The organism is Mitsuaria sp. PDC51, from assembly GCF_900113225.1.
Lineage (GTDB): Bacteria > Pseudomonadota > Gammaproteobacteria > Burkholderiales > Burkholderiaceae_C > Roseateles.
In genome coordinates this window covers 535,977-556,641 of the sequence record NZ_FOZE01000003.1, presented here as the reverse complement: position 1 = coordinate 556,641, position 20,665 = coordinate 535,977, and the positions used below count along the sequence as shown (strand labels likewise).

Annotated in this window: 19 protein-coding genes; 6 read left to right on the top strand and 13 right to left on the bottom strand. The window is 70.8% G+C overall.

Going from position 1 to position 20,665, the window contains the following annotated elements; genetic code table 11:
* Window positions 1–11 precede the first annotated feature (11 nt).
* The 5 genes from BM393_RS22885 to prpC form a co-directional block, all read right to left on the bottom strand.
* Window positions 12–362 (bottom strand): hypothetical protein, encoded by a 351-nt coding sequence (locus BM393_RS22885; RefSeq protein WP_141225458.1) that lies wholly within the window; start codon window positions 360–362, stop codon window positions 12–14.
* A 244-nt stretch (window positions 363–606) separates the two neighbouring features.
* Window positions 607–1,470 (bottom strand): oxaloacetate decarboxylase, encoded by an 864-nt coding sequence (locus tag BM393_RS22880; RefSeq protein ID WP_091733367.1) that lies wholly within the window; start codon window positions 1,468–1,470, stop codon window positions 607–609.
* Window positions 1,467–2,696 carry a 2-methylaconitate cis-trans isomerase PrpF gene (prpF, locus tag BM393_RS22875; RefSeq protein WP_091733364.1) on the bottom strand — a complete coding sequence of 410 codons (1,230 nt, stop codon included), beginning with the start codon at window positions 2,694–2,696 and terminating at the stop codon, window positions 1,467–1,469. Before prpF ends, BM393_RS22880 begins: the two co-directional genes overlap by 4 nt.
* Window positions 2,693–5,395: a Fe/S-dependent 2-methylisocitrate dehydratase AcnD gene (gene acnD / locus BM393_RS22870; protein WP_091733362.1), complete on the bottom strand. Its 2,703-nt coding sequence runs from the start codon at window positions 5,393–5,395 to the stop codon at window positions 2,693–2,695. Before acnD ends, prpF begins: the two co-directional genes overlap by 4 nt.
* Window positions 5,392–6,546, bottom strand: coding sequence for a 2-methylcitrate synthase (prpC, locus tag BM393_RS22865; protein WP_091733360.1), 1,155 nt, complete (start codon window positions 6,544–6,546; stop codon window positions 5,392–5,394). The genes acnD and prpC overlap by 4 nt, the downstream gene beginning before the upstream one ends.
* Window positions 6,547–6,829: 283 nt before the next feature.
* Between prpC and BM393_RS22860 the strand changes: the two genes are divergently transcribed.
* On the top strand, window positions 6,830–8,317 hold the full coding sequence (locus BM393_RS22860; protein WP_091733357.1) for a short-chain fatty acyl-CoA regulator family protein: 1,488 nt from the start codon (window positions 6,830–6,832) through the stop codon (window positions 8,315–8,317).
* Window positions 8,318–8,329: 12 nt separating this feature from the next.
* On the opposite strand, the gene mmsB is transcribed toward BM393_RS22860, so the two are convergent.
* Window positions 8,330–9,253 (bottom strand): 3-hydroxyisobutyrate dehydrogenase, encoded by a 924-nt coding sequence (gene mmsB, locus BM393_RS22855; protein WP_091733355.1) that lies wholly within the window; start codon window positions 9,251–9,253, stop codon window positions 8,330–8,332.
* On the opposite strand from mmsB, the gene BM393_RS25870 reads away from it, so the two are divergent.
* Window positions 9,222–9,374 carry a hypothetical protein gene (locus BM393_RS25870; RefSeq protein ID WP_175538472.1) on the top strand — a complete coding sequence of 51 codons (153 nt, stop codon included), beginning with the start codon at window positions 9,222–9,224 and terminating at the stop codon, window positions 9,372–9,374. The two genes, mmsB and BM393_RS25870, sit on opposite strands and share 32 nt — an antisense overlap.
* Window positions 9,375–9,378: 4 nt before the next feature.
* Here BM393_RS25870 and BM393_RS22850 read toward each other — a convergent pair whose 3' ends face one another.
* From BM393_RS22850 to BM393_RS22830, 5 genes are all read right to left on the bottom strand, one after another.
* Window positions 9,379–10,521, bottom strand: coding sequence for an enoyl-CoA hydratase/isomerase family protein (locus BM393_RS22850; protein WP_254783576.1), 1,143 nt, complete (start codon window positions 10,519–10,521; stop codon window positions 9,379–9,381).
* 12 nt (window positions 10,522–10,533) lie between these two features.
* Window positions 10,534–11,337 (bottom strand): enoyl-CoA hydratase, encoded by an 804-nt coding sequence (locus tag BM393_RS22845; RefSeq protein ID WP_091733351.1) that lies wholly within the window; start codon window positions 11,335–11,337, stop codon window positions 10,534–10,536.
* Window positions 11,338–11,426: 89 nt separating this feature from the next.
* Window positions 11,427–12,587, bottom strand: a complete 1,161-nt coding sequence (locus BM393_RS22840; protein WP_091733350.1) for an acyl-CoA dehydrogenase family protein — start codon at window positions 12,585–12,587, stop codon at window positions 11,427–11,429.
* A gap of 13 nt (window positions 12,588–12,600) precedes the next feature.
* Window positions 12,601–14,109: a CoA-acylating methylmalonate-semialdehyde dehydrogenase gene (locus BM393_RS22835; RefSeq protein ID WP_091733348.1), complete on the bottom strand. Its 1,509-nt coding sequence runs from the start codon at window positions 14,107–14,109 to the stop codon at window positions 12,601–12,603.
* A gap of 184 nt (window positions 14,110–14,293) precedes the next feature.
* Window positions 14,294–14,917 (bottom strand): phosphohydrolase, encoded by a 624-nt coding sequence (locus BM393_RS22830; RefSeq protein ID WP_091733345.1) that lies wholly within the window; start codon window positions 14,915–14,917, stop codon window positions 14,294–14,296.
* A gap of 264 nt (window positions 14,918–15,181) precedes the next feature.
* On the opposite strand from BM393_RS22830, the gene BM393_RS22825 reads away from it, so the two are divergent.
* A complete protein-coding gene (locus tag BM393_RS22825) occupies window positions 15,182–16,183 on the top strand; it encodes a family 43 glycosylhydrolase (protein WP_091733342.1) in 1,002 nt (333 codons plus the stop codon).
* On the top strand, window positions 16,180–17,139 hold the full coding sequence (locus BM393_RS22820) for a hypothetical protein (protein ID WP_141225457.1): 960 nt from the start codon (window positions 16,180–16,182) through the stop codon (window positions 17,137–17,139). The genes BM393_RS22825 and BM393_RS22820 overlap by 4 nt, the downstream gene beginning before the upstream one ends.
* A gap of 53 nt (window positions 17,140–17,192) precedes the next feature.
* Here the strand turns inward: BM393_RS22820 and BM393_RS22815 are convergent, their stop codons facing one another.
* Together BM393_RS22815 and BM393_RS22810 are read right to left on the bottom strand one after the other, a co-directional pair.
* Window positions 17,193–18,176, bottom strand: coding sequence for a threo-3-hydroxy-L-aspartate ammonia-lyase (locus BM393_RS22815; protein WP_254783591.1), 984 nt, complete (start codon window positions 18,174–18,176; stop codon window positions 17,193–17,195).
* A 121-nt stretch (window positions 18,177–18,297) separates the two neighbouring features.
* Window positions 18,298–18,654, bottom strand: a complete 357-nt coding sequence (locus BM393_RS22810; protein ID WP_091733874.1) for a hypothetical protein — start codon at window positions 18,652–18,654, stop codon at window positions 18,298–18,300.
* Between the two features lie 79 nt (window positions 18,655–18,733).
* Here BM393_RS22810 and BM393_RS22805 point away from each other — a divergent pair, with 79 nt between their 5' ends.
* Window positions 18,734–19,264 carry a gamma carbonic anhydrase family protein gene (locus tag BM393_RS22805; RefSeq protein WP_091733338.1) on the top strand — a complete coding sequence of 177 codons (531 nt, stop codon included), beginning with the start codon at window positions 18,734–18,736 and terminating at the stop codon, window positions 19,262–19,264.
* Between the two features lie 89 nt (window positions 19,265–19,353).
* The gene (locus tag BM393_RS22800; protein WP_141225456.1) at window positions 19,354–20,607 is read left to right on the top strand and encodes a phosphotransferase; all 1,254 of its coding nucleotides are present in this window, start codon (window positions 19,354–19,356) and stop codon (window positions 20,605–20,607) included.
* Window positions 20,608–20,665 lie beyond the last annotated feature (58 nt).

Genomic DNA, 20,665 nt, shown 5'->3' with positions numbered 1-20,665 from the left:
GGCCTGGCCGTTCAGGCCGCCGAGCGGCCGCAGAAGCTGACCATGAAGAAGCCCTTCAGCAGGTCCTGGTCGGCGAGGCGGGAGAGAAATCGCTCGTCCCAGGCCAGCGACCGCTTGGGACTCATGTCGAGGGGCACGACATACATCGCCCCGGCGGCGACATCCTCCACGCAGGTGATGTCCAACCAGGGGGGCCCGGCCAGGCGCAGCGAATGGCGCCGGACGAAGCGCGCGGCGCGCTTCAGTATCAGCCGCATGTAATCCACCGAAGCGCCGTGATGCGCCAGCACGCGCCTGAGTTCATTCGGCACCTCGTGCCAGTCCGCATCCTCGCATCGCGCTTCGAGGCCGTCGTCGGCCATCGCCCCGAAGATCGTGCTGGGGAACCGCAGCGCCCTCGACAGGTCCTCGATGCCCGTCCCCTCGTCGCTTGTCGTCCTCGTCATGAAACTGCTCCTTCTTGCCCAAGTCCTGATGGATGGCCTGCAGTCTCCACGTGGAGCCGGCGAACGTCATTCCTCCGAAATGTGGTCTTGAGGGGGGAAGTGATCGACGGTGGTCATTCCCCCCATCGATACTGACCAGAGCCATTGGCGACCAGCGCCCTCAGCTGTACCTCTTCTCCAATTCATCCCAGCCGGGCTTGCCCACCAGTCGCTGGCGCTCCGCGAAGGGGGCGACCAGCGCCGGGTCCTCATCGATCCGGCGCTGCGCCTTCAGCACGCCGAGCGCCTTCTGCATGCCCGCCACCGCGCCCTGCAGCGCCGCGTTGGCGTAGAGCACGACGCCGTAGCCGAGCGACTCCAACTCCTGCGCATCGGTGATCGGCGTCCTGCCGCCGATCACCATGTTCATCAGCTGCGGCACCGGCAGGCGCCCCGGCAGCGCGCGGATCTGATCCGGCGTCGTCACCGCCTCGACGAACAGCAGGTCCGCGCCGGCCTCGGCGAAGCGCAGCGCGCGTTCCACCGCGGCCTCGAAACCCAAGGTCGCGCAGGCGTCGGTGCGGGCCATGATCATCAGGTCCGGGTCGCGTCGCGCGTCGACCGCCGCCTTGATCTTGCCCACCGCCTCCTCGGTCGGGATCACCTCCTTGCCGCTGAAGTGACCGCAGCGCTTGGGCGCGACCTGGTCCTCGAGCTGGATGCAGTCGGCACCGGCCCGCTCCAGCGTGCGCACGGCATGCCGCACGTTGAGCGCGTTGCCGAAGCCGGTGTCGGCATCGACGATCAGCGGCAGCGCCACCGCGTCGCGGATGCGGGCCGTGTGGTCGGCGATCTCGGCCAGGCCCATGAAGCCCTGGTCCGGCAGCCCGAACCACATGTTGGTCACGCCGGCACCGGTGATGTAGAGAGCCTCGAAGCCGAGGTCCTCGATCACCTTCGCCGACAAGGCATTGAAGGCGCCGGGCACCAGCACGCCGCGGCGCGCCTCCACCAGCGCGCGCAGCGTCTTGCGGGTCGATGTCATGGGAGTTCTTTCGTGTCGATCAGGGACTCGGCGGGCACGCGCACGGCGCCCTCCATCAGGATGCGGGCGCTGCGGCTCATCACCGCGCGCGTGACGCGCCATTGGCCGCCGTCGAGCACGGCCTCCGCGCCCACGCGCAGCGTGCCGGACGGATGACCGAAACGCAGCGCCGCGCGCGGCGCGCCGCCAGCGGCTTCGCAGACCAGCGTGCCGGGAATGGCCGCCGCGGTGCCGATCGCCACGGCCGCGGTGCCCATCATCGCGTGGTGCAGTTTGCCCATCGAGAGCGCCCGCACCAGCAGGTCGATGTCGCCGGCCGCGACGGCCTTGCCGCTCGACGCGCGATAAGCCGCCGGCGGTGCGACGAAGGCCAGCTTCGGCGTGTGCTGGCGAGTCTTCGCCTCCTCGAGCGTCCGGATCAGGCCCATGCGCAGTGCCGCATGCGCGCGTATCGCCTCCAGCCGCGCAAGCGCCGCCGCATCGCCATTGATCGCGTCCTGGAGCTCGGTGCCCTCATAGCCCAGCGCCCTGGCTTCGACGAAGGCGGTCGGGATGCCCGCGTTGATCAGCGTCGCGCGCAGCCGGCCGCCCGGCACGAGCGCCTCGGGCAGCGTCAGATCGTCGGCCACCTGGCCGGTCGGGAACAGCGCTCCGCCCTCGCCCGTGTCGCCCGCGTCATCGCCCGGATTGAGAAAGGCCAGCTCGATCTCCGCCGCCGCGAAGGTCACGCCATCGAGCTCGAAGTCGCCGCTCTCCTGCACCTGTCCGTCGCGCATCGGCACCTGGGCCACGATGGTCTTGCCGATGTTGGCCTGCCAGATCCGGATCGTCGCGCGTCCGTCGCGCGGCAGCGCGGCGGCGTCGATCAGCCCCGAGTGAATCGCGAACGGCCCCACCGCGGCGGACAGGTTGCCGCAGTTGCCGGACCAGTCCACCAGCGCCCGGTCGATCGCGACCTGGCCGAAGAGATAGTCGACGTCATGCCCCTGGCGCTTGCTGCGCGACACGATCACGACCTTGCTGGTGCTGGACGTGGCGCCGCCCATGCCGTCGATCTGCTTGCCGTAGGGATCGGGGCTGCCGACCACGCGCAGCAGCAGCCGGTCGCGCGCGGCGCCCAGGCGCCGGCAATCGGCGGGCAGGTCCTCCAGCCGGAAGAACACGCCCTTGGAGGTGCCGCCCCGCAGGTAGACGGCGGGGATCTTCAAGGCAGGTGGAAAGCTCATGTCTTTGCGTGGCGCATTGGCGGCGTCGCGGCCGCGAGGAAATCCTGGGCGAAGCGCTGCAGCACCCCGCCCGCCTGGTGGATCGACAACTCCTCCGCGGTGTCGATCCGGCAGCGTACCGGCACTTCGGTGCGAACGCCGTCACGGCGATGCAGCACCAGCGTGATCACCGCGCGCGGCGCCGGCACGCCCAGCACGTCGAAGCGCTCCGAACCGTCGATCCCCAGCGTGCGCCGCGTCGTCCCGGGCAGGAACTCCAGCGGCAGCACGCCCATGCCGATGAGGTTGGTGCGGTGAATGCGCTCGAAGCCCTCGGCCACGATCGCCTCCACGCCGGCCAGCCGCACGCCCTTCGCGGCCCAGTCCCGCGACGAGCCCTGGCCGTAGTCCGCGCCGGCGATCACGATCAGCGGCTGGCGGCGCGCCAGGTAGGTCTCGATCGCCTCCCACATCCGCATCACGGTGCCGTCGGGCTCCAGCCGCGCCAGCGAGCCCGGGATGACCTCGCCCGACGCGTCGCGGACCATCTCGTTGCACAGCGTCGGGTTGGCGAAGGTGGCCCGCTGCGCCGTCAGGTGATCGCCGCGGTGGGTCGCGTAGGCATTGAAGTCCTCCACTGGCACGCCCATGCGCGCGAGGTATTCGCCAGCCGCCGAGTCGACCTCGATCGCATTGGACGGCGACAGGTGGTCGGTGGTGATGTTGTCGGGCAGCACCGCCAGCGCGCGCAGGCCGCGCAGCGTGCGCGCGCCCGCCAGCGCGCCCTCCCAGTACGGCGGCCGCCGGATGTAGGTCGAGCGCGGGCGCCAGTCGTAGAGCGGCGCTGTCGCCCCGGCCGCCCCGGCCACCTTGTTGGCTTCGGTCGCGACCGGCGCGATCGGGAACATCGGGTCGTAGACGCGCCGGAACTGCGCCGGCTTCACGCAGCGGCGCACCAGCGCGTCGATCTCCTCGTCGTCCGGCCACAGGTCCTGCAGGCGGATCTCGCGCCCGTCGACGACGCCGAGCACGTCGCGCTCGATGTCGAAGCGGATCGTGCCCGCCAGCGCGTAGGCCACCACCAGCGGCGGCGAGGCCAGGAAGGCCTGCCGCGCGCGCGGATGGATGCGGCCGTCGAAGTTGCGATTGCCGGACAGCACCGCGGTCGCATAGAGGTCGCGCTCGACGATCTCGCGCTCGATCGCCGGGTCCAGCGCGCCCGACATGCCGTTGCACGAGGTGCAGGCATAGGCGACGACGCCGAAGCCCAGCGCTTCGAGGTCCGCCAGCAGGCCCGCCTCCTCCAGGTAGAGCGTCACCGCGCGGGAGCCGGGCGCCAGCGAGGTCTTGACCCAGGGCTTGCGGACCAGCCCCAGCCGCCGCGCGTTGCGCGCGAGCAGGCCGGCGGCGATGACGTTGCGCGGATTGCTGGTGTTGGTGCAGCTGGTGATGGCCGCGATGATCACCGCCCCGTCGGGCAGTCGACCGGGCTCGTCCACCCAGGGCGCCGCGATGCCGCGCTCGCGCAGCATCGCGGTCGGCAGGCGGCGATGCGGGTTCGACGGGCCGGCCAGTGCGCGCTCGACCGCGCCGATGTCGAAGCGCAGCACGCGCCGGTAGGCCACGTCGTCCAGCGTGCCGCCCACGCCGGACCACAGGCCCGCCGCCTTGGCATAGGTCTCGACCAGGCGCACCTGGTCCTCGGCGCGGCCGGTCAGGCGCAGGTAGGCCAGCGTCTGCTCGTCGATCGCGAACAGCGCGGCGGTCGCGCCGTATTCGGGCGCCATGTTGGCGATCGTCGCGCGGTCGCCCAGCGTCAGCCCGGCGACGCCGTCGCCGAAGCATTCGAGGTAGGCGCCGACGACCTTCTCGCGACGCAGGAACTCGGTCAGTGCGAGCACCAGGTCGGTGGCGGTGATGCCGGGCCGGCGCCGCCCGGTGAGCTCGACGCCGATGATCTCCGGCAGGCGCATCCACGAGGCGCGGCCCAGCATCACGCTCTCCGCCTCGAGTCCGCCGACGCCGACGGCGATCACACCCAGCGCGTCGACATGCGGCGTGTGGCTGTCGGTGCCGACGCAGGTGTCGGGATAGGCGATGCCGCCGCGCGCGTCGCGCTCCACCTGCACGACCGGCGACATCCGCTCCAGGTTGATCTGATGCATGATCCCGTTCCCCGGCGGGATCACCTCGACATTGCGGAACGCGCGCCGGCACCAGTCGATGAAGTGGAAGCGGTCCTCGTTGCGGCGGTCCTCGATGGCGCGGTTCTTGTCGAAGGCGCCGGGATCGTCGCCCCCGCACTCGACGGCCAGCGAGTGGTCGACGACCAGCTGCACCGGCACCACCGGATTGACCCGCGACGGATCGCCGCCGCGCGCCGCGATCGCGTCGCGCAGGCCGGCCAGGTCCACCAGCGCGGTCTGCCCCAGGATGTCGTGGCAGACGACGCGCGCGGGATACCAGGGGAAGTCGCGCTCGCCCAGGCCGTCGGCCAGCTGCAGCAGACAGGCGTCGAGCAGCGCCGGATCGCATCGGCGCACCAGGTTCTCGGCATGCACGCGCGCCGTGTAGGGCATGCGGGTCCAGGCGCCGGGGCGCAGCGCCTCGATGGCCGCGCGGGCATCGAACCAGTCCAGGTCGGTGCCGGGCAGCGGTCGACGCCAGGCGGCATTGACGGGCGCGGCGGCGGTGATCGTGGCAGCGGGTGCGAGGCTCATTGACGCGCCGCCAGCGGCACGAAGGCCTGGTCCTCGGGGCCGGTGTAGACGGCGCTGGGGCGGATGATCTTGTTGTCCTGCCGCTGCTCGATCACATGGGCGGCCCAACCGCTGGTGCGCGCGATCACGAACAGCGGCGTGAACATCGCCGTCGGCACGCCCATCAGGTGATAGCTCACCGCGCTGAACCAGTCGAGGTTGGGGAACATGCGCTTGACCTCCCACATCACGCGCTCGAGGCGCTCGGCGATGTCGAACATCTTGGTCGTGCCGGCCTCGACCGAGAGTCGTCGCGCCACCTGCTTGATGATCTCGTTGCGCGGATCGCTGATCGTGTAGACCGGATGGCCGAAGCCGATGACGACCTCGCGCGCCTGGACACGGCGACGGATGTCGGCCTCGGCCTCATCCGGCGAGTCGTAGCGCTTCTGCACCTCGAAGGCCACCTCGTTGGCGCCGCCATGCTTGGGTCCGCGCAGCGCGCCGATCGCGCCCGCCACGGCCGAGTACAGGTCGCTGCCCGTGCCGGCGATGACGCGCGCGGCGAAGGTCGAGGCGTTGAACTCATGCTCCGCGTACAGGATCAGCGAGGTGTGCATCGCGCGTTCCCAGCCGGCATCGGGCCGGCGGCCGTGCAGCAGGTGCAGGAAATGCGCGCCGATGGACTCGTCGTCGGTCTCGACCTCGATGCGGCGTCCCTGCGTCGCCCAGTGGAACCAGTACAGCAGCATCGAGCCCAGCGAGGCCATCAGCCGGTCGGCGATGTCGCGCGCGCCGGGCAGCGGGTGGTCGTCCTTCTCCGGCAGCACGCAGCCCAGCGCGGACACGCCGGTGCGCATCACATCCATCGGATGGGCGCCGGCGGGCAGGCGCTCCAGCGCCTCCTTGACGCTGGCCGGCAGGCCGCGCAGCGCCTTGAGCTTGGCCTTGTAGGCGCGCAGCTCGGCGGCGTTGGGCAGCTTGCCATGCACCAGCAGGTGAGCGACCTCCTCGAACTCGCAGGCCTGGGCCAGGTCGACGATGTCGTAGCCGCGGTAGTGCAGGTCGTTGCCGCTGCGGCCGACGGTGCACAGCGCGGTGGTGCCGGCCGCGACGCCGGACAGCGCGACGGATTTCTTGGGCTTGAAGGCGGGGGCGAGGGTCTCGCTCATGGGGTCTCCTCCTGGGGATCTGGGAAATGCGGGCGGGCGTGGCGGCGAGCCATCGACCGGCGTGACGGTCCAGGCCTTGATCCCGTCGACGGGTGCATGGGATAGTCGCGTCATTCGCAATCTTTGCAGCCACTTCGCTGGGCCTCAATGGCTGAATTGGCAATGAAATGCGAAGGTGATTCGCGCATTCTGCAAACTTTGCGAATCACAGATCAGCAGTCGCCCTCGCCGGCCGCGCTCACCAGCCGCCGTCTTCGTCCTTCCATCTCCCGACGCGAAACCGATGCGCAAGACCTTCCTCGGCGTGAAGCTCAAGACCCTGCGCGAGCAGCGCGGCCTGACCCAGGCGGCGCTGGCGCAGGCGCTCAAGCTGTCGCCCAGCTATGTGAACCAGCTCGAGAACAACGAGCGTCCGCTGAGCGTCGCGGTGCTGCTGCGCTTGCAGTCGGCGCTGGGCGTGGACCTGCAGTTCTTCTCGGAGGACGACGAGGCGCGGCTCTTCGCGCAGTTGCACGAGATCGTCGCGGAGACGCCGGTGCCCGGCGGCGTGCCGGAGTCGGAGCTGCGCACGCTGGTGCAGCAGATGCCGGGCATGGCGCAGCTGATGCTGCGGCTGCACGGCCGGGCGCGCGGCGCGGAGCAGCGCGTGAGCAACCTCGGCGGCCACGAGCGCGGCACCGGCGTGATCGCGGGCCCCGGGCCACACGAGGAGGTGCGGGACTTCTTCTACGCGCACCACAACCACATCGACGCACTCGACCGCGCCGCGGAGGCGCTGGCGATGGTGCTCGCAAGCGAGACGGCCACCGCCGCGGGTGCGGGCACGGGCACGACCACCGCGCTCACCGCAGCCACTGCGCTTGCTGCGGCAACGCCGGCGCTGCCCCTCTCGCAGCAGGACCTGGCGCAGCGGCTGCAGACCCACCTGATGACTGCCCATCGGATCCAGGTGCAGGTCGTGCCCGACGAGCGCCTGCGGCGCTACGAACCCGCGCAGCGATTGCTGCTGCTGTCGGACTCGCTCTCGCCGGGCCAGCGGGCCTTCCAGCTGGCCACGCAGCTGGCCTACCTCGAATGCGGCGCGGAGATGGACCGGCTCATCGCCTCCGCCAGCTTCAGCCCCGAGGCCGCGGCGCTGGCGCGCATCGGTCTCGCGAGCTACTTCGCCGGCGCGGTGGTGCTGCCGTACCGCGCCTTCCTGTCGGCGGCGCAGGCGCTGCGGCACGACATCGCATTGCTGGCCAAGCGCTTCGGCGTCAGCTTCGAGACCGTGTGCCATCGCCTGTCGACGCTGCAGCGCCGCGAGGCGCGCGGCGTGCCCTTCTTCTTCGTGCGGGTGGACCGGGCGGGGAACATCTCGAAGCGGCAGTCGGCGACGGACTTCCACTTCTCGCGCAGCGGCGGCACCTGCCCGCTGTGGAACGTCTACGAGGCCTTCGGCCAGCCGGGCCGCGTGCTCACGCAGGTGGCGCGGATGCCCGATGGGCGCAGCTATCTCTGGATCGCCCACTGCGAGCTACGCGCCACCGGCGGCTACGGCTCACCGGCGCGCGAGTTCGCGATCGGCCTGGGCTGCGACCTGCGGCACGCGGAGCAGCTGGTCTATGCGAAGGGGCTGGACCTGGGCGATCCGGACAGCGCCACGCCGATCGGTCCCGGCTGCAAGCTGTGCGAGCGCGAAGGCTGCGCGCAGCGGGCGTTCCCGGCGCTCGGGAAGCACCTGCGCATCGATGAGAACGAGCGCACGGCGGAGCCGTATGGGACCCGGTGAGCGCGCGCGATCTCACCCCAGCGGCCCGCCATCCCCCGCCACGAGCTGCTGCACGCTCGAGAAATCCAGCCTGCCCCGCCCTGCCCGGCTGTTGAGCGCATAGAGGTTGCGCGCCAGCTCGCCGAGCGGCACTGCGGCGCCGACCTGCAGCGCCGCCTCCACCGCCAGGCCGAGGTCCTTGAGCATCAAGTCATTCCCGAAACCGCCCGCGTAGCCGCGTGAGGCGGGCGCTTCCGGCTTCACGCCCGGCCACGGATTGCAGACCTCCGTCGCCCAACTGCGACCGGTGCTGACAGCCATCATCGCGGACAGCGCCTGCGGATCGAGTCCATGCGACACGCCCAGCGCCAGCGCCTCGCCGGTGACCGCCATGATCACGCCCAGCGCCATGTTGTTGCACAGCTTGGCCACCTGCCCGGCGCCCGCGCCGCCCATGTGGAAGACGTTCTTCCCCATCGCGCCCAGCACCGGCCGTGCGCGCTCAAGCGCCTGCGCCTCGCCGCCGACGATGAAGGTCAGCGTGCCGGCCGCCGCGCCCGCCGTGCCGCCCGACACCGGCGCATCGAGCATCGCGATGCCGCGCGTCTCCGCGGCCAGCGAGACGCGCTGCGCGCTCGCCGGCGCGATGGTGCTGCAGTCGATGACCAGCGTGCCGGCGGCCAGATGCGACAGCAGGCCGCCCTCGCCGAGGTAGAGCGCCTCGACATGCCGGCTCGCCGGCAGCATCGAGATCACCACTGTCGCGCCCTCCACCGCCGCCGCGGCCGATGGCGCCGCCATCACGCCCGCCTGGCTCGCGCGCTCCAGCGCGGCTGCGCTCACGTCGAATGCGGTGACGGCGTATCCCGCCTTCGCGAGATTCATCGCCATCGGCCCGCCCATGTGGCCCAGGCCGATGAAGGCGATGCGTTCCTCCACCGGGTTCGTGTCGTTCATCGGGCTGTTCATCGGGCTGTTTGTCGCGCTGTTCGTCGCGCTGCTTGTTGCGCTGCTTGTTGCGCTGTTCCTCGGGCTATTCATCGTGTTGCTCATTTGTGTGGGTCCTCGAAGTCGTTGAAGGATCAGCGCAGATCGGCGAGCGGGTGTGCGCCCTCGAAGCGCGGCGCGAGCAGCGCATCCACGCGCGCCTCGCCGGTCCCGTCGATCGCCGCCGGCTGCCAGCGCGGCGACCTGTCCTTGTCGATCAGCAGCGCCCGCACGCCCTCCGCGAAGTCCGGATGCACGCAGCAGCCCACCGACGCCTGGTACTCGAGGCGCAGCACGTCCGCCAGCGAGGCGTGCCGCAAGCGCCGCTGCAGCGCCAGCGCCAGCGCGGCCGAGGTCGGCGAGCCCTTCAGGAAGGCCGCGCCAGCCGCGGCCAGCCAGGGATCGGCGTCGCCCGCGAGCGAGCGCAGGCGCGGCGCGATCGTTGCCAGCCCGTCGTGAGGACCGATCAACGCGTCGATGCGAGCGCGATGCGCGGCCAGCGCCGAGGGCGCCAGCTCGGCAGCGGGCAAGGCGCGCAGCAGGTCGTCGAGCGCCTCGGCGTCGCTGGCGCGCTCGCCGGTCCAGCGCGTGCGGGCGATGGCTTCGAGCAGCGCGCCGCGATCCTCCGCGCGGGCCGCCCGATCCGCGAGTCCGGCCCACAGCGCATCGGCCGCGTTCAGCGGCGCGCCGGTCAGCGCGAGGAACAGACCCACGCGGCCTGGAAGGCGCGACAGGAACCAGCTCCCGCCCACGTCGGGATACAGCCCCAGCGTGATCTCCGGCATCGCGAGCCGGCTGCGCGGCGTCACCACGCGGTGCGACGCGCCCGCCATCAGACCGATGCCGCCGCCCATCACGATGCCGTGGCCCCACACGAGCAGCGGCTTCGGATAGCGATGGATCGCGTGATCGAGGCGGTACTCGCGCTCGAAGAAGTCCGCCGCGTCCTTCGGCACGCGGCCGGCGCCGGCTTCGCGCATCGCGCGGTACAGGCCGACGACGTCGCCGCCAGCGCAGAACGCCTTCTCGCCGCTGCCATCGATCAGCACGCCGGCGATGGCGGGATCCTCCGCCCATTGGTCCAGCTGCGACTGCAGCGCGTCGACCATCGTCAGCGTCAGCGCATGGAGGCTGTCCGGCGCGTTCAGCGTCGCGTGGCCGAAGCGGTGTCCGGACACCGTCACCAGCGTGCCGAAGCGCACCGGCGTGTCGTCCACCCTTTTCATCGAAGAAGTCATCGTGCCCCCTCCTCACGCGTTGCGCCATTGCGGCTTGCGCTTGTCGAGGAAGGCCTGCACGCCTTCGCGCTGGTCTTCCGAATCGAACAACGCGACAAAGGCTTCCCGCTCCGCCGCCAACTGCGATCGCGGCGGCGCCGAGCGCGCGCCCTGGATCAGCTGCTTGCACGCGGCGACGCTGGTCGGGCTCTGGCCCTGCGCGCGGTCGGCCCATTGCAGCGCTAGCGCCAGCGCGCCGCCTTTGGGCGCCAGCTCATCCACCAGTCCGATGCGCAGCGCCGTCTCGGCGTCGACGCGCTCGCCCAGCAGCACCAGGCGCTTGGCCCAGGCCTCGCCGACCGTCCAGCTCAGCCACTGCGTGCCGCCCGCGCAGGGCAACAGGCCGACGGTCGCCTCGGGCAGCGCCATCAGCGCATGCGGCTCGGCGATGCGAAGGTCGCAGGCGAGTGCGCATTCGAGGCCGCCGCCCATCGCGTAACCATTGATGGCCGCGATGCTCACACCGCGGAAGCCCGCCAGCGCCTCGAAGGCTTCGCCGAAGCGGCGCGCCATCGTCGCGGCGACGCCTTTGTCGACGTCGGCGAAGAGCTTCAGGTCGGCGCCGGCGCTGAAAAACTTCTCGCCCTCGCCCGTGATGACGAGCGCGCGGATCTCAGGATCGGCGTTGAGATCGGCCACCAGGCGCGTCAACGCCGCGAGGCTGTCCGCCGTCCAGGTGTGGGCGGGCGGGTTCGTCAAGGTGACGACGGCGGTGTGGCCGCGTCGCTCCCGGCGCAGCCCGGCGTAATGGATGTCGCTTTCGGTTGAGAGGGGCATGGTGACGAATGGAAGAAGAAGTGTGGTTGGCGACGGCCGCTCTCTCGCAAGCGGGAGAGCAAGAGGCGCAGGGAGCGAGAGCGCCGTGATCACCGGATCGCTTCAGGCGCGTGGTCTTGCAGCATCCGGCGCGCAACGATGACCCGCATGATTTCGTTCGTGCCTTCGAGGATCTGGTGCACGCGCGCGTCGCGCAGGTAGCGCTCCAGCGGGTACTCGCGGATGTAGCCGTAGCCGCCGTGGATCTGCAGCGCCTCGTTGCACACGCCGAAGCCGATGTCCGTTGCCAGCCGCTTGGCCATCGCGCAGTACACCTGCGCGTCGGGCGACTTCGCATCCAGCTTGGATGCGGCGAGCCGCACCATCTGCCGCGCGGCGACCAGCTCGGTGGCCATGTCGGCGAGCTTGAACTGCAGCGCCTGCATGTCCGCCAACGCCCGCCCGAACTGGCGCCTCTCATGCATGTAGCGCTGCGCCGCGGTCAACGCGCCCTGCGCAGCGCCCACCGAGCAGGTCGCGATATTGATGCGGCCGCCGTCCAGCCCCTGCATCGCGATGCGAAAGCCCTGCCCTTCCTCGCCGAGCAACTGCGCCGCCGGCACGCGCACCCCATCGAAGGCGATCGCGCGCGTGGGCTGGCTGTTCCAGCCCATCTTGTCCTCCTTGCGGCCGTACTCGATGCCCGGCGCCCGCGCGTCGACCAGGAAGGCGGAGATGCCCTCCGCACCCGGTCCGCCGGTGCGCGCCATCACGACCAGCACGTCGGTCGCGCCCGCGCCGGAGATGAAGGCCTTGCCGCCATCGAGCACGTACGCATCGCCGTCGCGCCGCGCCGCCGTGCGCAGCGACGCCGCATCCGACCCCGCGCCCGGCTCGGTGAGGCAGTAGGACGCGAGCTTGCTCCCCGCGCACAGCGCCGGCCCCCATTGCGCCGCGACCTCGGGCCGCGCGAACGCCGTCACCATCCACGTCGCCATGTTGTGGATGCTCAGGAACGCCGTTGTCGACGGGCAGGCCGCGGCCAGCTCCTCGAAGACCAGCGTCGCGTCCAGCCGCGGCAGGCCGAGACCGCCCGCCGCCTCGTCCGCGTAGAGCCCGCAAAAGCCCAGCTCGCCCGCATGCCGCAGCGTGTCGCGCGGGAAGATCCCGCCCGCGTCCCACGCCGCCGCATGCGGCGCCATCTCGTCGCGCGCGAAGTCCCGCGCCGCCTGCTGGAAGGCGCGCTGCTGCTCGTTCAGCTCGAAGTCCATGGGCGGCTCCGCCTCACTTCAGGCTGATCGTCGTGTTGACGCCGCCGGTGGACGCATTGTCGAACCAGCGCGCCGTCACCGTCTTCGTCTGCGTGTAGAAGAGCACCACCTGCTTGCCGTAGGGCCCCAGGTCGCCCAGCTTGGAGGCGCGCGATCCCGTGAACGAGAACAGCGGCACCGGCACCGGAATCGGCACGTTGATGCCGACCTGGCCGACGTCGATCTCGTCCTCGAAGCGCCGCGCCGCCGCGCCGGACTGCGTGAACAGCGCCGTGCCGTTGCCGTTCGGGTTGGCGTTGATCATCGCGATCGCCTCGTCGAGCGTGGCCACCTCCGCGACGCACAACACCGGGCCGAAGACCTCCTGCTCATAGATGCTCATGCCGGGCTTCACGCCGCTGAACACCGTCGGGCCGACGAAGTTGCCTTCCTTCAATTGACCGCTCAGCGGCGGCAGCCGGCCATCGAGCGCCAGCGTCGCGCCATCCTCGATGCCGCGCGCGATGAGCCGCTCGACCCGGTCGCGCGCCGCGCACGAGATCAGCGGCCCCACGTCCGTCGTGGCCGAATCGCCGGCGCCGACACTCAGGCCCTTGGCCTTCTCGATCAGCGCGGGCAGCCAGTCGCGCGCCGCGCCGACCAGCACCGCCACCGACACCGCCATGCAGCGCTGCCCCGCCGCGCCGAAGGCGGCGCCCACCAGCGCGTTGAGCGTCTGTTCCTTGTGCGCATCGGGCAGCACGACGGCGTGGTTCTTCGCGCCCATCATGCATTGCACGCGCTTGCCGGCTTTCGTGGCGCGGTCGTGCACCAGCGTGCCCACGCGCGTCGAGCCGACGAAGGACACCGCGCGGATGTCGGTGTGATCGCACAGCGCGTTGACCACGTCCTCGCCGCCATGCACGACGTTGAGCACGCCCTTGGGGATGCCGGCCTCCAGCGCCAGCTCGACCAGCCGCATCGTCACCATCGGATCCTGCTCCGAGGGCTTGAGCACGAAGGTGTTGCCGCAGGCGATCGCCATCGGGAACATCCACAGCGGGATCATCGCGGGGAAGTTGAACGGCGTGATGCCGGCGCACACGCCCAGCGGCTGCAGCAGCGTGTAGGTGTCGACGCCGCTGGCGACGTTGTGCGCGCGCTCGCCCATCTGCAGCGAGCCGATGTTGGCCGCGTGCTCCACCACCTCCAGGCCGCGGAACACGTCGCCCTCGGCATCGGCCAGCGTCTTGCCCTGCTCCGCCGTCAGCGTCGCGGCCAGCGACTTGAGGTGGTCGCGGATCAGTTGCTGGTACTTGAGGAAGATGCGGGCCCGCGCGCCGATCGGCGTCTTGCGCCAGGTCTTGAAGGCCTCGCGCGCGGCGGCGATGGCGGCCTCCACTTCCTCGGGCGTGGCCATCGGCACGCGCGCCAGGCGCTGCTGCGTCGCGGGATTGATCACGTCGCGCCATTCGGCGCTGCGGGATTGAACGAACTCGCCGTTGATCAACAGCGGAATGCGCGGCACATCGTCGCGGGTCATCGTGTCTCCTGGTACTCCCCTCGGTCAGGGGCTCCAGAAGAATCTATCGGCGAACGGCCCGCGCGGCGCGCCCGCGCCCCGCTGTGAAAAGGAAAAGTGGCGAAGCGCTTCGCAGCCCGGCGACCTGTCCCGCGAAGTTTGCGAATCAGGCGGACCGCGCAGCGGGTCGCGCCACGCATGACGCTCAATCGGCCAGACGCCTCAGCTCGTCGAGGAATCGCGCCGCCGCCACGTCCGATGGCCATGGCTCCCACGGCGTGCCGCCGTACAGCGCCTGCAAGGGATCGGTGGCGAGCACAGGGTGCGTGATGCCGAGCACCTCGCGCACTTCGCGCTCGGACCAGCCGGTGCAGTGCACGGCCTCGGTCGCGGCGGCGATGCTGTCGGCGCGCTTGTGCAACGCATGGGTGTCCGGCGTCCAGTCGGGCATCCGGTAGCGCGTGGCGATGGCCTGCATCAGCCGGTCGCCGACGATGCGGAAGGGCTCGCCCAGCACGCGCTTGAGCGGCGAGATGCAATCGAAGCCGAGGAAGCCTTCCTCGGCGTCATGCAGCAGTTCAGCGCGTTGCAGCGCGAGGGAGAGCGGCGCGTCGGCCTCCCGCGCCCATTGGCGCCGCAGCGCCAGCACCAGCAGCGAGTGCTGCGCCACGGACAGCGGCCAGGGCCAGATGGATTCGCCGCCCCAGCGGTAGGTGCGCGCCAGGCGCAGCGCGAGGTCCTGGTCGGTCCAGGCCTGCGGCGAGGGATTGATCAGGTCGAGCGCCGCCCCGGAGGGCAGGCGGATCCAGGCGCGGGGATGGTCGGTCATGCGGCCGACTGTAGCGAGCCGCCCCGGCCAGGATTGGCAGCAGCGGCTCTGGCCCACGTCGCCCCGCCCGGCGGGCGTCCCTCGCGCCCGCGACGCGACCGCGCGTTTCCCCTCGATGCCGGAACCGGCATCGACGGCCCTGCCGATTTCATTGGTGCGGCCAGCGCCCGCTTCCTAGCATCCTCCGCGGGTTCCAAGACCGCCGCGGCACGACCCGCGGCGGCGCGAACCCGGTCACGACAACCACAAGACCGGAGACAAGACATGACCCTCACCCCTTCGCGCCGCGCGAGTGTGTCGCGCTGGCTGCGCCACGCGCGCGCCGTCCTCGCCCTGGGTGCCGCCGTCGTCGGCGGCAGCGTCGCCGCCGCGCCCTGGACGCTCACCGGCTCCCTGGGCACGCACGATCCCAACATCTACAAGACCAGCACGACCTGGTGGATCTTCGAGACCACCGACAACAACGGCATCGGCGTGAAGTACTCCAGCGACGGCCACGCGTGGACGCAGGGCGTGCCGATCTTCGGCAGTGGGCTGTCCTGGTGGCAGCAGTACGTGGCCGCCGGCAAGCCGGCCCAGGTCTGGGCGCCGGGCTGCGGCGAATGGGGATCGATGGGCTACTGCTACTACGCGGTGTCGAGCTTCGGCTCGCAGAAGTCGGCGATCGGGCTGACCACCTCGGCGGGCGGCATCGCCGCCGGCAAATGGGTCGATCAGGGCGCCGTCGTGACCTCGGCGCCCGGGGACACCTTCAACGCGATCGATCCCGCACTGGCCAGGACCACCGGCGGCAGTCCCTACCTGGTCTACGGCTCGTTCTGGAACGGCATCTTCATCCGCCCGGTCAGCAGCACCACGCTGAAACCCTCGGGCACGCCGGTCAACATCGCGCGCGACAACGTCAACGGCATCGAGAACGGCTTCGTGATCTCGCACGCGACAAACGGGACGACCTGGTACTACCTCTTCGCGTCCAAGAACGCCTGCTGCAAGGGCGCGGACAGCACCTACCGCATCGTCGTCGGGCGCTCGAGCTCGATCACCGGGCCCTACGTCGACAAGGCCGGCGTGGCGATGATGTCGGGCGGCGGCACGGTGCTGGCGTCCAGCGGCTCGCGCTTCAAGGGACCGGGCGGGCAGTCGCTGCTGGCCGACGGGTCGGTCATCGCCTGGCATGCCTACGACGCGCAGAACAACGGCGCGCCGGTGCTGTTCATCAACAACGTGACCTGGGGCTCGGACGGGTGGCCGCAGCCCGTGTGGTGAGCGTCCGCCGCGTCGCGGTCCTCGCGGCGGTGCTGGGGGCGCTGGCCGGGCTCGCGGTCGGCTCGCTCGTCGGCCCTGGCCGCGAGCCCGTCACGCTGGCCCGGCTTCTCGCTCCAACGGCGACGGCGCGGCCAGAGCGCGCGGATCCCGCCTTCGCGGCGGGCGCCGTCTCGGCGCCCCGGCTCGCGCCGCTGCCGGCCGGCGCCGACGGCCGCGTCGACCTCGGCGCGCTGCTGCGCGCCCCGCTGTCGGAACTCCGCACCAGCGTGTTGACCGCGCTGCGGCACCGATCAGAAGGCGGTTGGCTGTACGCGCGCGCGCTGGCGCGGCAGTGCTCGGCGCTGGAGATGGTCGAGATGCGCGAGCACCTGGCGCCCGCCGCCTTCCAGCCGGCGATCGACCTGAACCAGCCGGGCGCGCAGCGCGCGCTCACGCTGCGCGACCAGCTCATGGCCGGTTGCTCGCAGTTGCAGCCGGACGAACTGCTCGAGGCGATGAACGTGCCACCGGGCGCGGCCGATCCGCTGATCGCGGTGATGGACCAGCCCGCCCGCCCCGGCAGCGCCGAGGCGCGCGAGCGCCTGGCAGCCATCCTGGCGCGACCGGACCCGCTGATGCTCGCCGAGCTCGGCCCCAGCCTGCTGGCGCGCGACGGCGAGGCCATCGTCTTCGACGGCAAGCGCATCGACGGCGATGAACGCCAGTTGCTGGAGGGCGCGGCGGTCCTGCTGCCCTGCTCGCTCGGGCTGATCTGCGACGGGCAGGACGTCAACGTCTGGGGGCCCTGCCTCATCGACGGCATGTGCAAGGTGTCGTCGCGCGAGGACTTCGTGATGAACAACGTCCAGGCCAGCGAGCATCCGGAGCGCCGCGCGGCGGTGCTCGCCTGGGTGGAGCGGCTGCGCGCCGCGGTCGTCGCGCGCGACGTGGATCGCTTCCTCAAGCCGCCGACATGAGCGCCGGCCCGTTCGCCGCTTGAGCGCCGGCCCGGGCGGCGGTGTACGAGTGCTCAGGCGGCGGCGGTCCCGGCCGCCGAGGCCCCGACCAGCTCGCAGAAGCGCGCCAGGTCGACATTGCCGCCGCTGATGACGATGCCGATGCGCTGGCCCTGGAGCTGGTCCTTCATCGCCTGCACCGCGGCGAAGCCCAGGCAGCCGGTCGGCTCGACCATCATCTTCATGCGCGTCGCGAAGAAGCCCATCGCCTCGACCAGCGCGGCATCCGGGACGGTGACGACGTCATCGACCAGGCGCCGGATCAGCGCGAAAGTCAGGTCGCCGAGCTGCTGCGTCTGGACGCCGTCGGCGATGGTGCGCGGCGTGTCGATGTGGACCAGCTTGCCGCTGCGGAAGGACTGCTGGCCGTCGTTGCCCGCATCGGGCTCGACGCCATAGACCTTCGCAGCCGGCGACAGCGCCCGCACCGCCAGCGCGGTGCCCGACAGCAGCCCGCCGCCGCCCAGCGGCGTGAACACGGCGTCCAGCGGGCCGACCTCCTCGATCAGCTCCTTCGCCGCGGTGCCCTGGCCGCTGATCACGTCGGCATGGTCGTAGGGCGGGATCAGCGTCAGGCCATGCTTCTCCGCCAGGTCGCGGCCGATCTGCTGGCGGTCCTCGGTGTAGCGGTCGTAGAGGACGACCTCGCCGCCGTAGCCGCGTGTCGCGGCGATCTTCGCGGCGGGTGCGTCCTCGGGCATCACGATGGTGGACGGCATGCCCAGCAGACGCGCCGACAGCGCGATCGCCTGCGCATGGTTGCCCGAGGAGAAGGCCACCACGCCGCGCCGGCGCTGCTCGGGCGTGAAGCGCGACAGCGCGTTGAACGCGCCGCGGAATTTGAAGGCGCCCATGCGCTGGAAGTTCTCGCACTTGAAGAAAACGCGGGCGCCCAGCCGCTCATCGACGGTGCGGGACGTGAGCACCGGCGTGCGGTGCGCCTGGCCCTCGATGCGGCGGGCGGCGGCCTCGACGTCGTCGAAGCTGGGGAGATCCAGCGACGCGTCGGCGGCTGCGGGGGCGGATACGGAGGCTGAGGGTATGGCGGGCGTGGCGGTCAATCTCGGCTCCTGGTCGATGGGACGCGCCATCATGCCTGCGCGCTGTACCGCAACAGGCTCAGGCCTGCCATACACCGTAGCCGGCCTCGCGCAGGCCGATGGCCAGTTCCACCTCCATCTCGCGCGCGGCCTCGTAGGGCATCGGGTTGTAGACCTCATAGAGCCGCGGCAGCAGGCGCAGGCCGTAATCGAAGACGAAGCGGTTGGCCTGGATGCCGGCCTTGTGCTTGTCGAAGCGCAGGTCGGGATCGAGGCCCGTCATGCCGACGTAGACGAAGGGCATGCCCAGCCGGTAGTCCGGGTTGGCCTTGCGAAAGCGCGGCTCGTTCCAGACCTGGTCCGCGAGCTCGACGACGTAGACGTGGTGGTGATGGCGCTTCTCGCGCGGCGCCTTGGGTGCAGCGGCCGTCTTCACCTTCCTGGCGGGCGCGGGCGCAGCCTCGCCGCCTGCCGCCACAATCGCCTTCTTCTTCCGTTTCCCGACGCCATCCGCCATGCCCTTGTCCTCTTACCTCTCCACCTCGCCGGACGTTGCCGAGCGCGTGTTCATCCACGACTCCGCGCAGGTGATCGGCGACGTGACGATCGGCCCCGACAGCTCCGTCTGGTGCAACACCGTGCTGCGCGGCGACGTGAACCGGATTGTCATCGGCACCGGCAGCAACATCCAGGACTTCACGATGGGGCATGTCTCGCACAAGTCGGCGAAGAAGCCGGAGGGCTCGCCGCTGATCATCGGCGACCACGTGACGGTGGGCCATTCGGTCATCCTGCATGGCTGCCGCATCGGCAACGAGTGCCTGATCGGCATGGGCTCGATCGTGATGGACGACGTGGTCGTCGAGGACCGCGTGATGATCGGCGCCGGCAGCCTGGTGTCGCCGGGCAAGGTGCTCAAGAGCGGCCACCTCTACATCGGCCGGCCGGCGGTCGCGGTGCGCGAGCTGACGGCCGAGGAGATCGCCTACCTGAAGTACTCCGCCGAGCATTACATCCGGGTCAAGGACAACTACCTGGGCGGCTGATTGGCGCTGCCGCCGACTCCGCAATGCTGAAGCGGAAACTCCGCCTGCCACCGATGGCCGCGCAGGCGTAGCGTCCGCATCCTTTGGTGATGCAAGCCAAGGTTGCGGCGTCGATCGCCCGAGATACCGAACGTGCCGAACGCGCGGCGAGCCGAAGCCCGCCAAGCGCCACGCCAGCTCGCCCCCCGGGCGCACTGCCTCGGCAGAACGCCCTTCAGCGCCAAGTCGACGCCAGCCCGCGCATCCGGGCGCAACAGCAGCAGATCGATCGGCTGCTCAGTCCGCCGCTGCGCGTGCCCCAACGCGCCGAGCGTGCCCTGCCAGTCGCTTCAACGGGAACGGTGGGGGCCGTCGTGCAGCGGGCTCAGTTCACGCTGAGCTTCCCCCAGGTCGGGCAACTGCAACTCGCAGGGCCGCGTCAGCACCTCTTCATCGACTTCCTGGCAGGCGCTGGCTACACCTACGACAGCCGCAGTCGCGCCGTCAACACCGGCGCGAACGGCGCCGCCGACTTCGCCACCTTCAAGCAGCAGTTCGACGCCTACGTCCTGCAGCACCAGGTGGTCGAGCTCGGGCCCGAGGAACGACTGGCGCGGATCCGGTCGGCGGGGGAACGACGGGTGCGAGAGAAGTATCCGGGCGCCGAGATCGAGACGCTGGCCAAGGAGGGCAAGAACAACTGCGGGATCTATCGCGTTCAAGCGAAGGACGCGGCGGCCATCGTCATCAAGGTGCTCTCGAAGGGCCTGCCCGCAGCGGCAGGCGCGGCGACGCGCGTCCCCGCGCTTCGCGAGCGCTTCATTGACCCGGATGAAGGCGCCCCGATCGACATCGGCATTCCCCTCGCTTTCGAGGAGATCCAGGAAGGACCGCTCTCCTTCGGTCTCGCGACCTACCAGGCGCATGGGGTCATGTCGCTGAATGCGGCGTTGGAAGTGCAGGACCTCCCCGTCGAGCGGCTACGAGGGGCCGCCCGCGGGCTGGGTTGGCGCATCGCGGCATTCCATGTCGCGCCGATCGAGCGCAACGACGTGAAGGACGGTTCGTACCTGGTGCACGGCGACCTCAATGCCTCCAACCTGATGCTGTCCATGGATGGCGTGGTCGGGCTGGTCGACGTGGACGACCTGAAGCTGGGCGACATCGGCCACGTGAAGTGGGATCTGGACAGTCTCCTGGGCAGCCTGCGCACGGTGCTGGTGGCGCGATACGGAGCGCCCGCGGCGGAGAAGGTCGCGGCGCAGATGAAGCAGGGTTTCGTCGAGGGCTATACGGCGCGCCTGGCGAGCGTGCGTGGCAGCGACGACATACTGCGGCAGTTGTCCGGCACCCTGTCCGGCTGACCCCACGCACGCTGCACGGCGTCAACAGCGTCAACGGCGAAGCCTCACCCGGCGGCCC

What these genes read in the sequence shown, in the direction of transcription:
- BM393_RS22845 (WP_091733351.1), bottom strand. Translation starts at nt 11,337, where the DNA reads ATGCCCCTCTCAACCGAAAGCGACATCCATTACGCCGGGCTGCGCCGG.
- BM393_RS22880 (WP_091733367.1), bottom strand. Translation starts at nt 1,470, where the DNA reads ATGACATCGACCCGCAAGACGCTGCGCGCGCTGGTGGAGGCGCGCCGC.
- acnD (WP_091733362.1), bottom strand. Translation starts at nt 5,395, where the DNA reads ATGAGCCTCGCACCCGCTGCCACGATCACCGCCGCCGCGCCCGTCAAT.
- BM393_RS22825 (WP_091733342.1), top strand. Translation starts at nt 15,182, where the DNA reads ATGACCCTCACCCCTTCGCGCCGCGCGAGTGTGTCGCGCTGGCTGCGC.
- prpF (WP_091733364.1), bottom strand. Translation starts at nt 2,696, where the DNA reads ATGAGCTTTCCACCTGCCTTGAAGATCCCCGCCGTCTACCTGCGGGGC.
- BM393_RS22850 (WP_254783576.1), bottom strand. Translation starts at nt 10,521, where the DNA reads ATGACTTCTTCGATGAAAAGGGTGGACGACACGCCGGTGCGCTTCGGC.
- BM393_RS22840 (WP_091733350.1), bottom strand. Translation starts at nt 12,587, where the DNA reads ATGGACTTCGAGCTGAACGAGCAGCAGCGCGCCTTCCAGCAGGCGGCG.
- BM393_RS22830 (WP_091733345.1), bottom strand. Translation starts at nt 14,917, where the DNA reads ATGACCGACCATCCCCGCGCCTGGATCCGCCTGCCCTCCGGGGCGGCG.
- BM393_RS25870 (WP_175538472.1), top strand. Translation starts at nt 9,222, where the DNA reads ATGCGTTCCTCCACCGGGTTCGTGTCGTTCATCGGGCTGTTCATCGGG.
- prpC (WP_091733360.1), bottom strand. Translation starts at nt 6,546, where the DNA reads ATGAGCGAGACCCTCGCCCCCGCCTTCAAGCCCAAGAAATCCGTCGCG.
- BM393_RS22800 (WP_141225456.1), top strand. Translation starts at nt 19,354, where the DNA reads ATGCAAGCCAAGGTTGCGGCGTCGATCGCCCGAGATACCGAACGTGCC.
- mmsB (WP_091733355.1), bottom strand. Translation starts at nt 9,253, where the DNA reads ATGAACGACACGAACCCGGTGGAGGAACGCATCGCCTTCATCGGCCTG.
- BM393_RS22860 (WP_091733357.1), top strand. Translation starts at nt 6,830, where the DNA reads ATGCGCAAGACCTTCCTCGGCGTGAAGCTCAAGACCCTGCGCGAGCAG.
- BM393_RS22835 (WP_091733348.1), bottom strand. Translation starts at nt 14,109, where the DNA reads ATGACCCGCGACGATGTGCCGCGCATTCCGCTGTTGATCAACGGCGAG.
- BM393_RS22885 (WP_141225458.1), bottom strand. Translation starts at nt 362, where the DNA reads ATGGCCGACGACGGCCTCGAAGCGCGATGCGAGGATGCGGACTGGCAC.
- BM393_RS22805 (WP_091733338.1), top strand. Translation starts at nt 18,734, where the DNA reads ATGCCCTTGTCCTCTTACCTCTCCACCTCGCCGGACGTTGCCGAGCGC.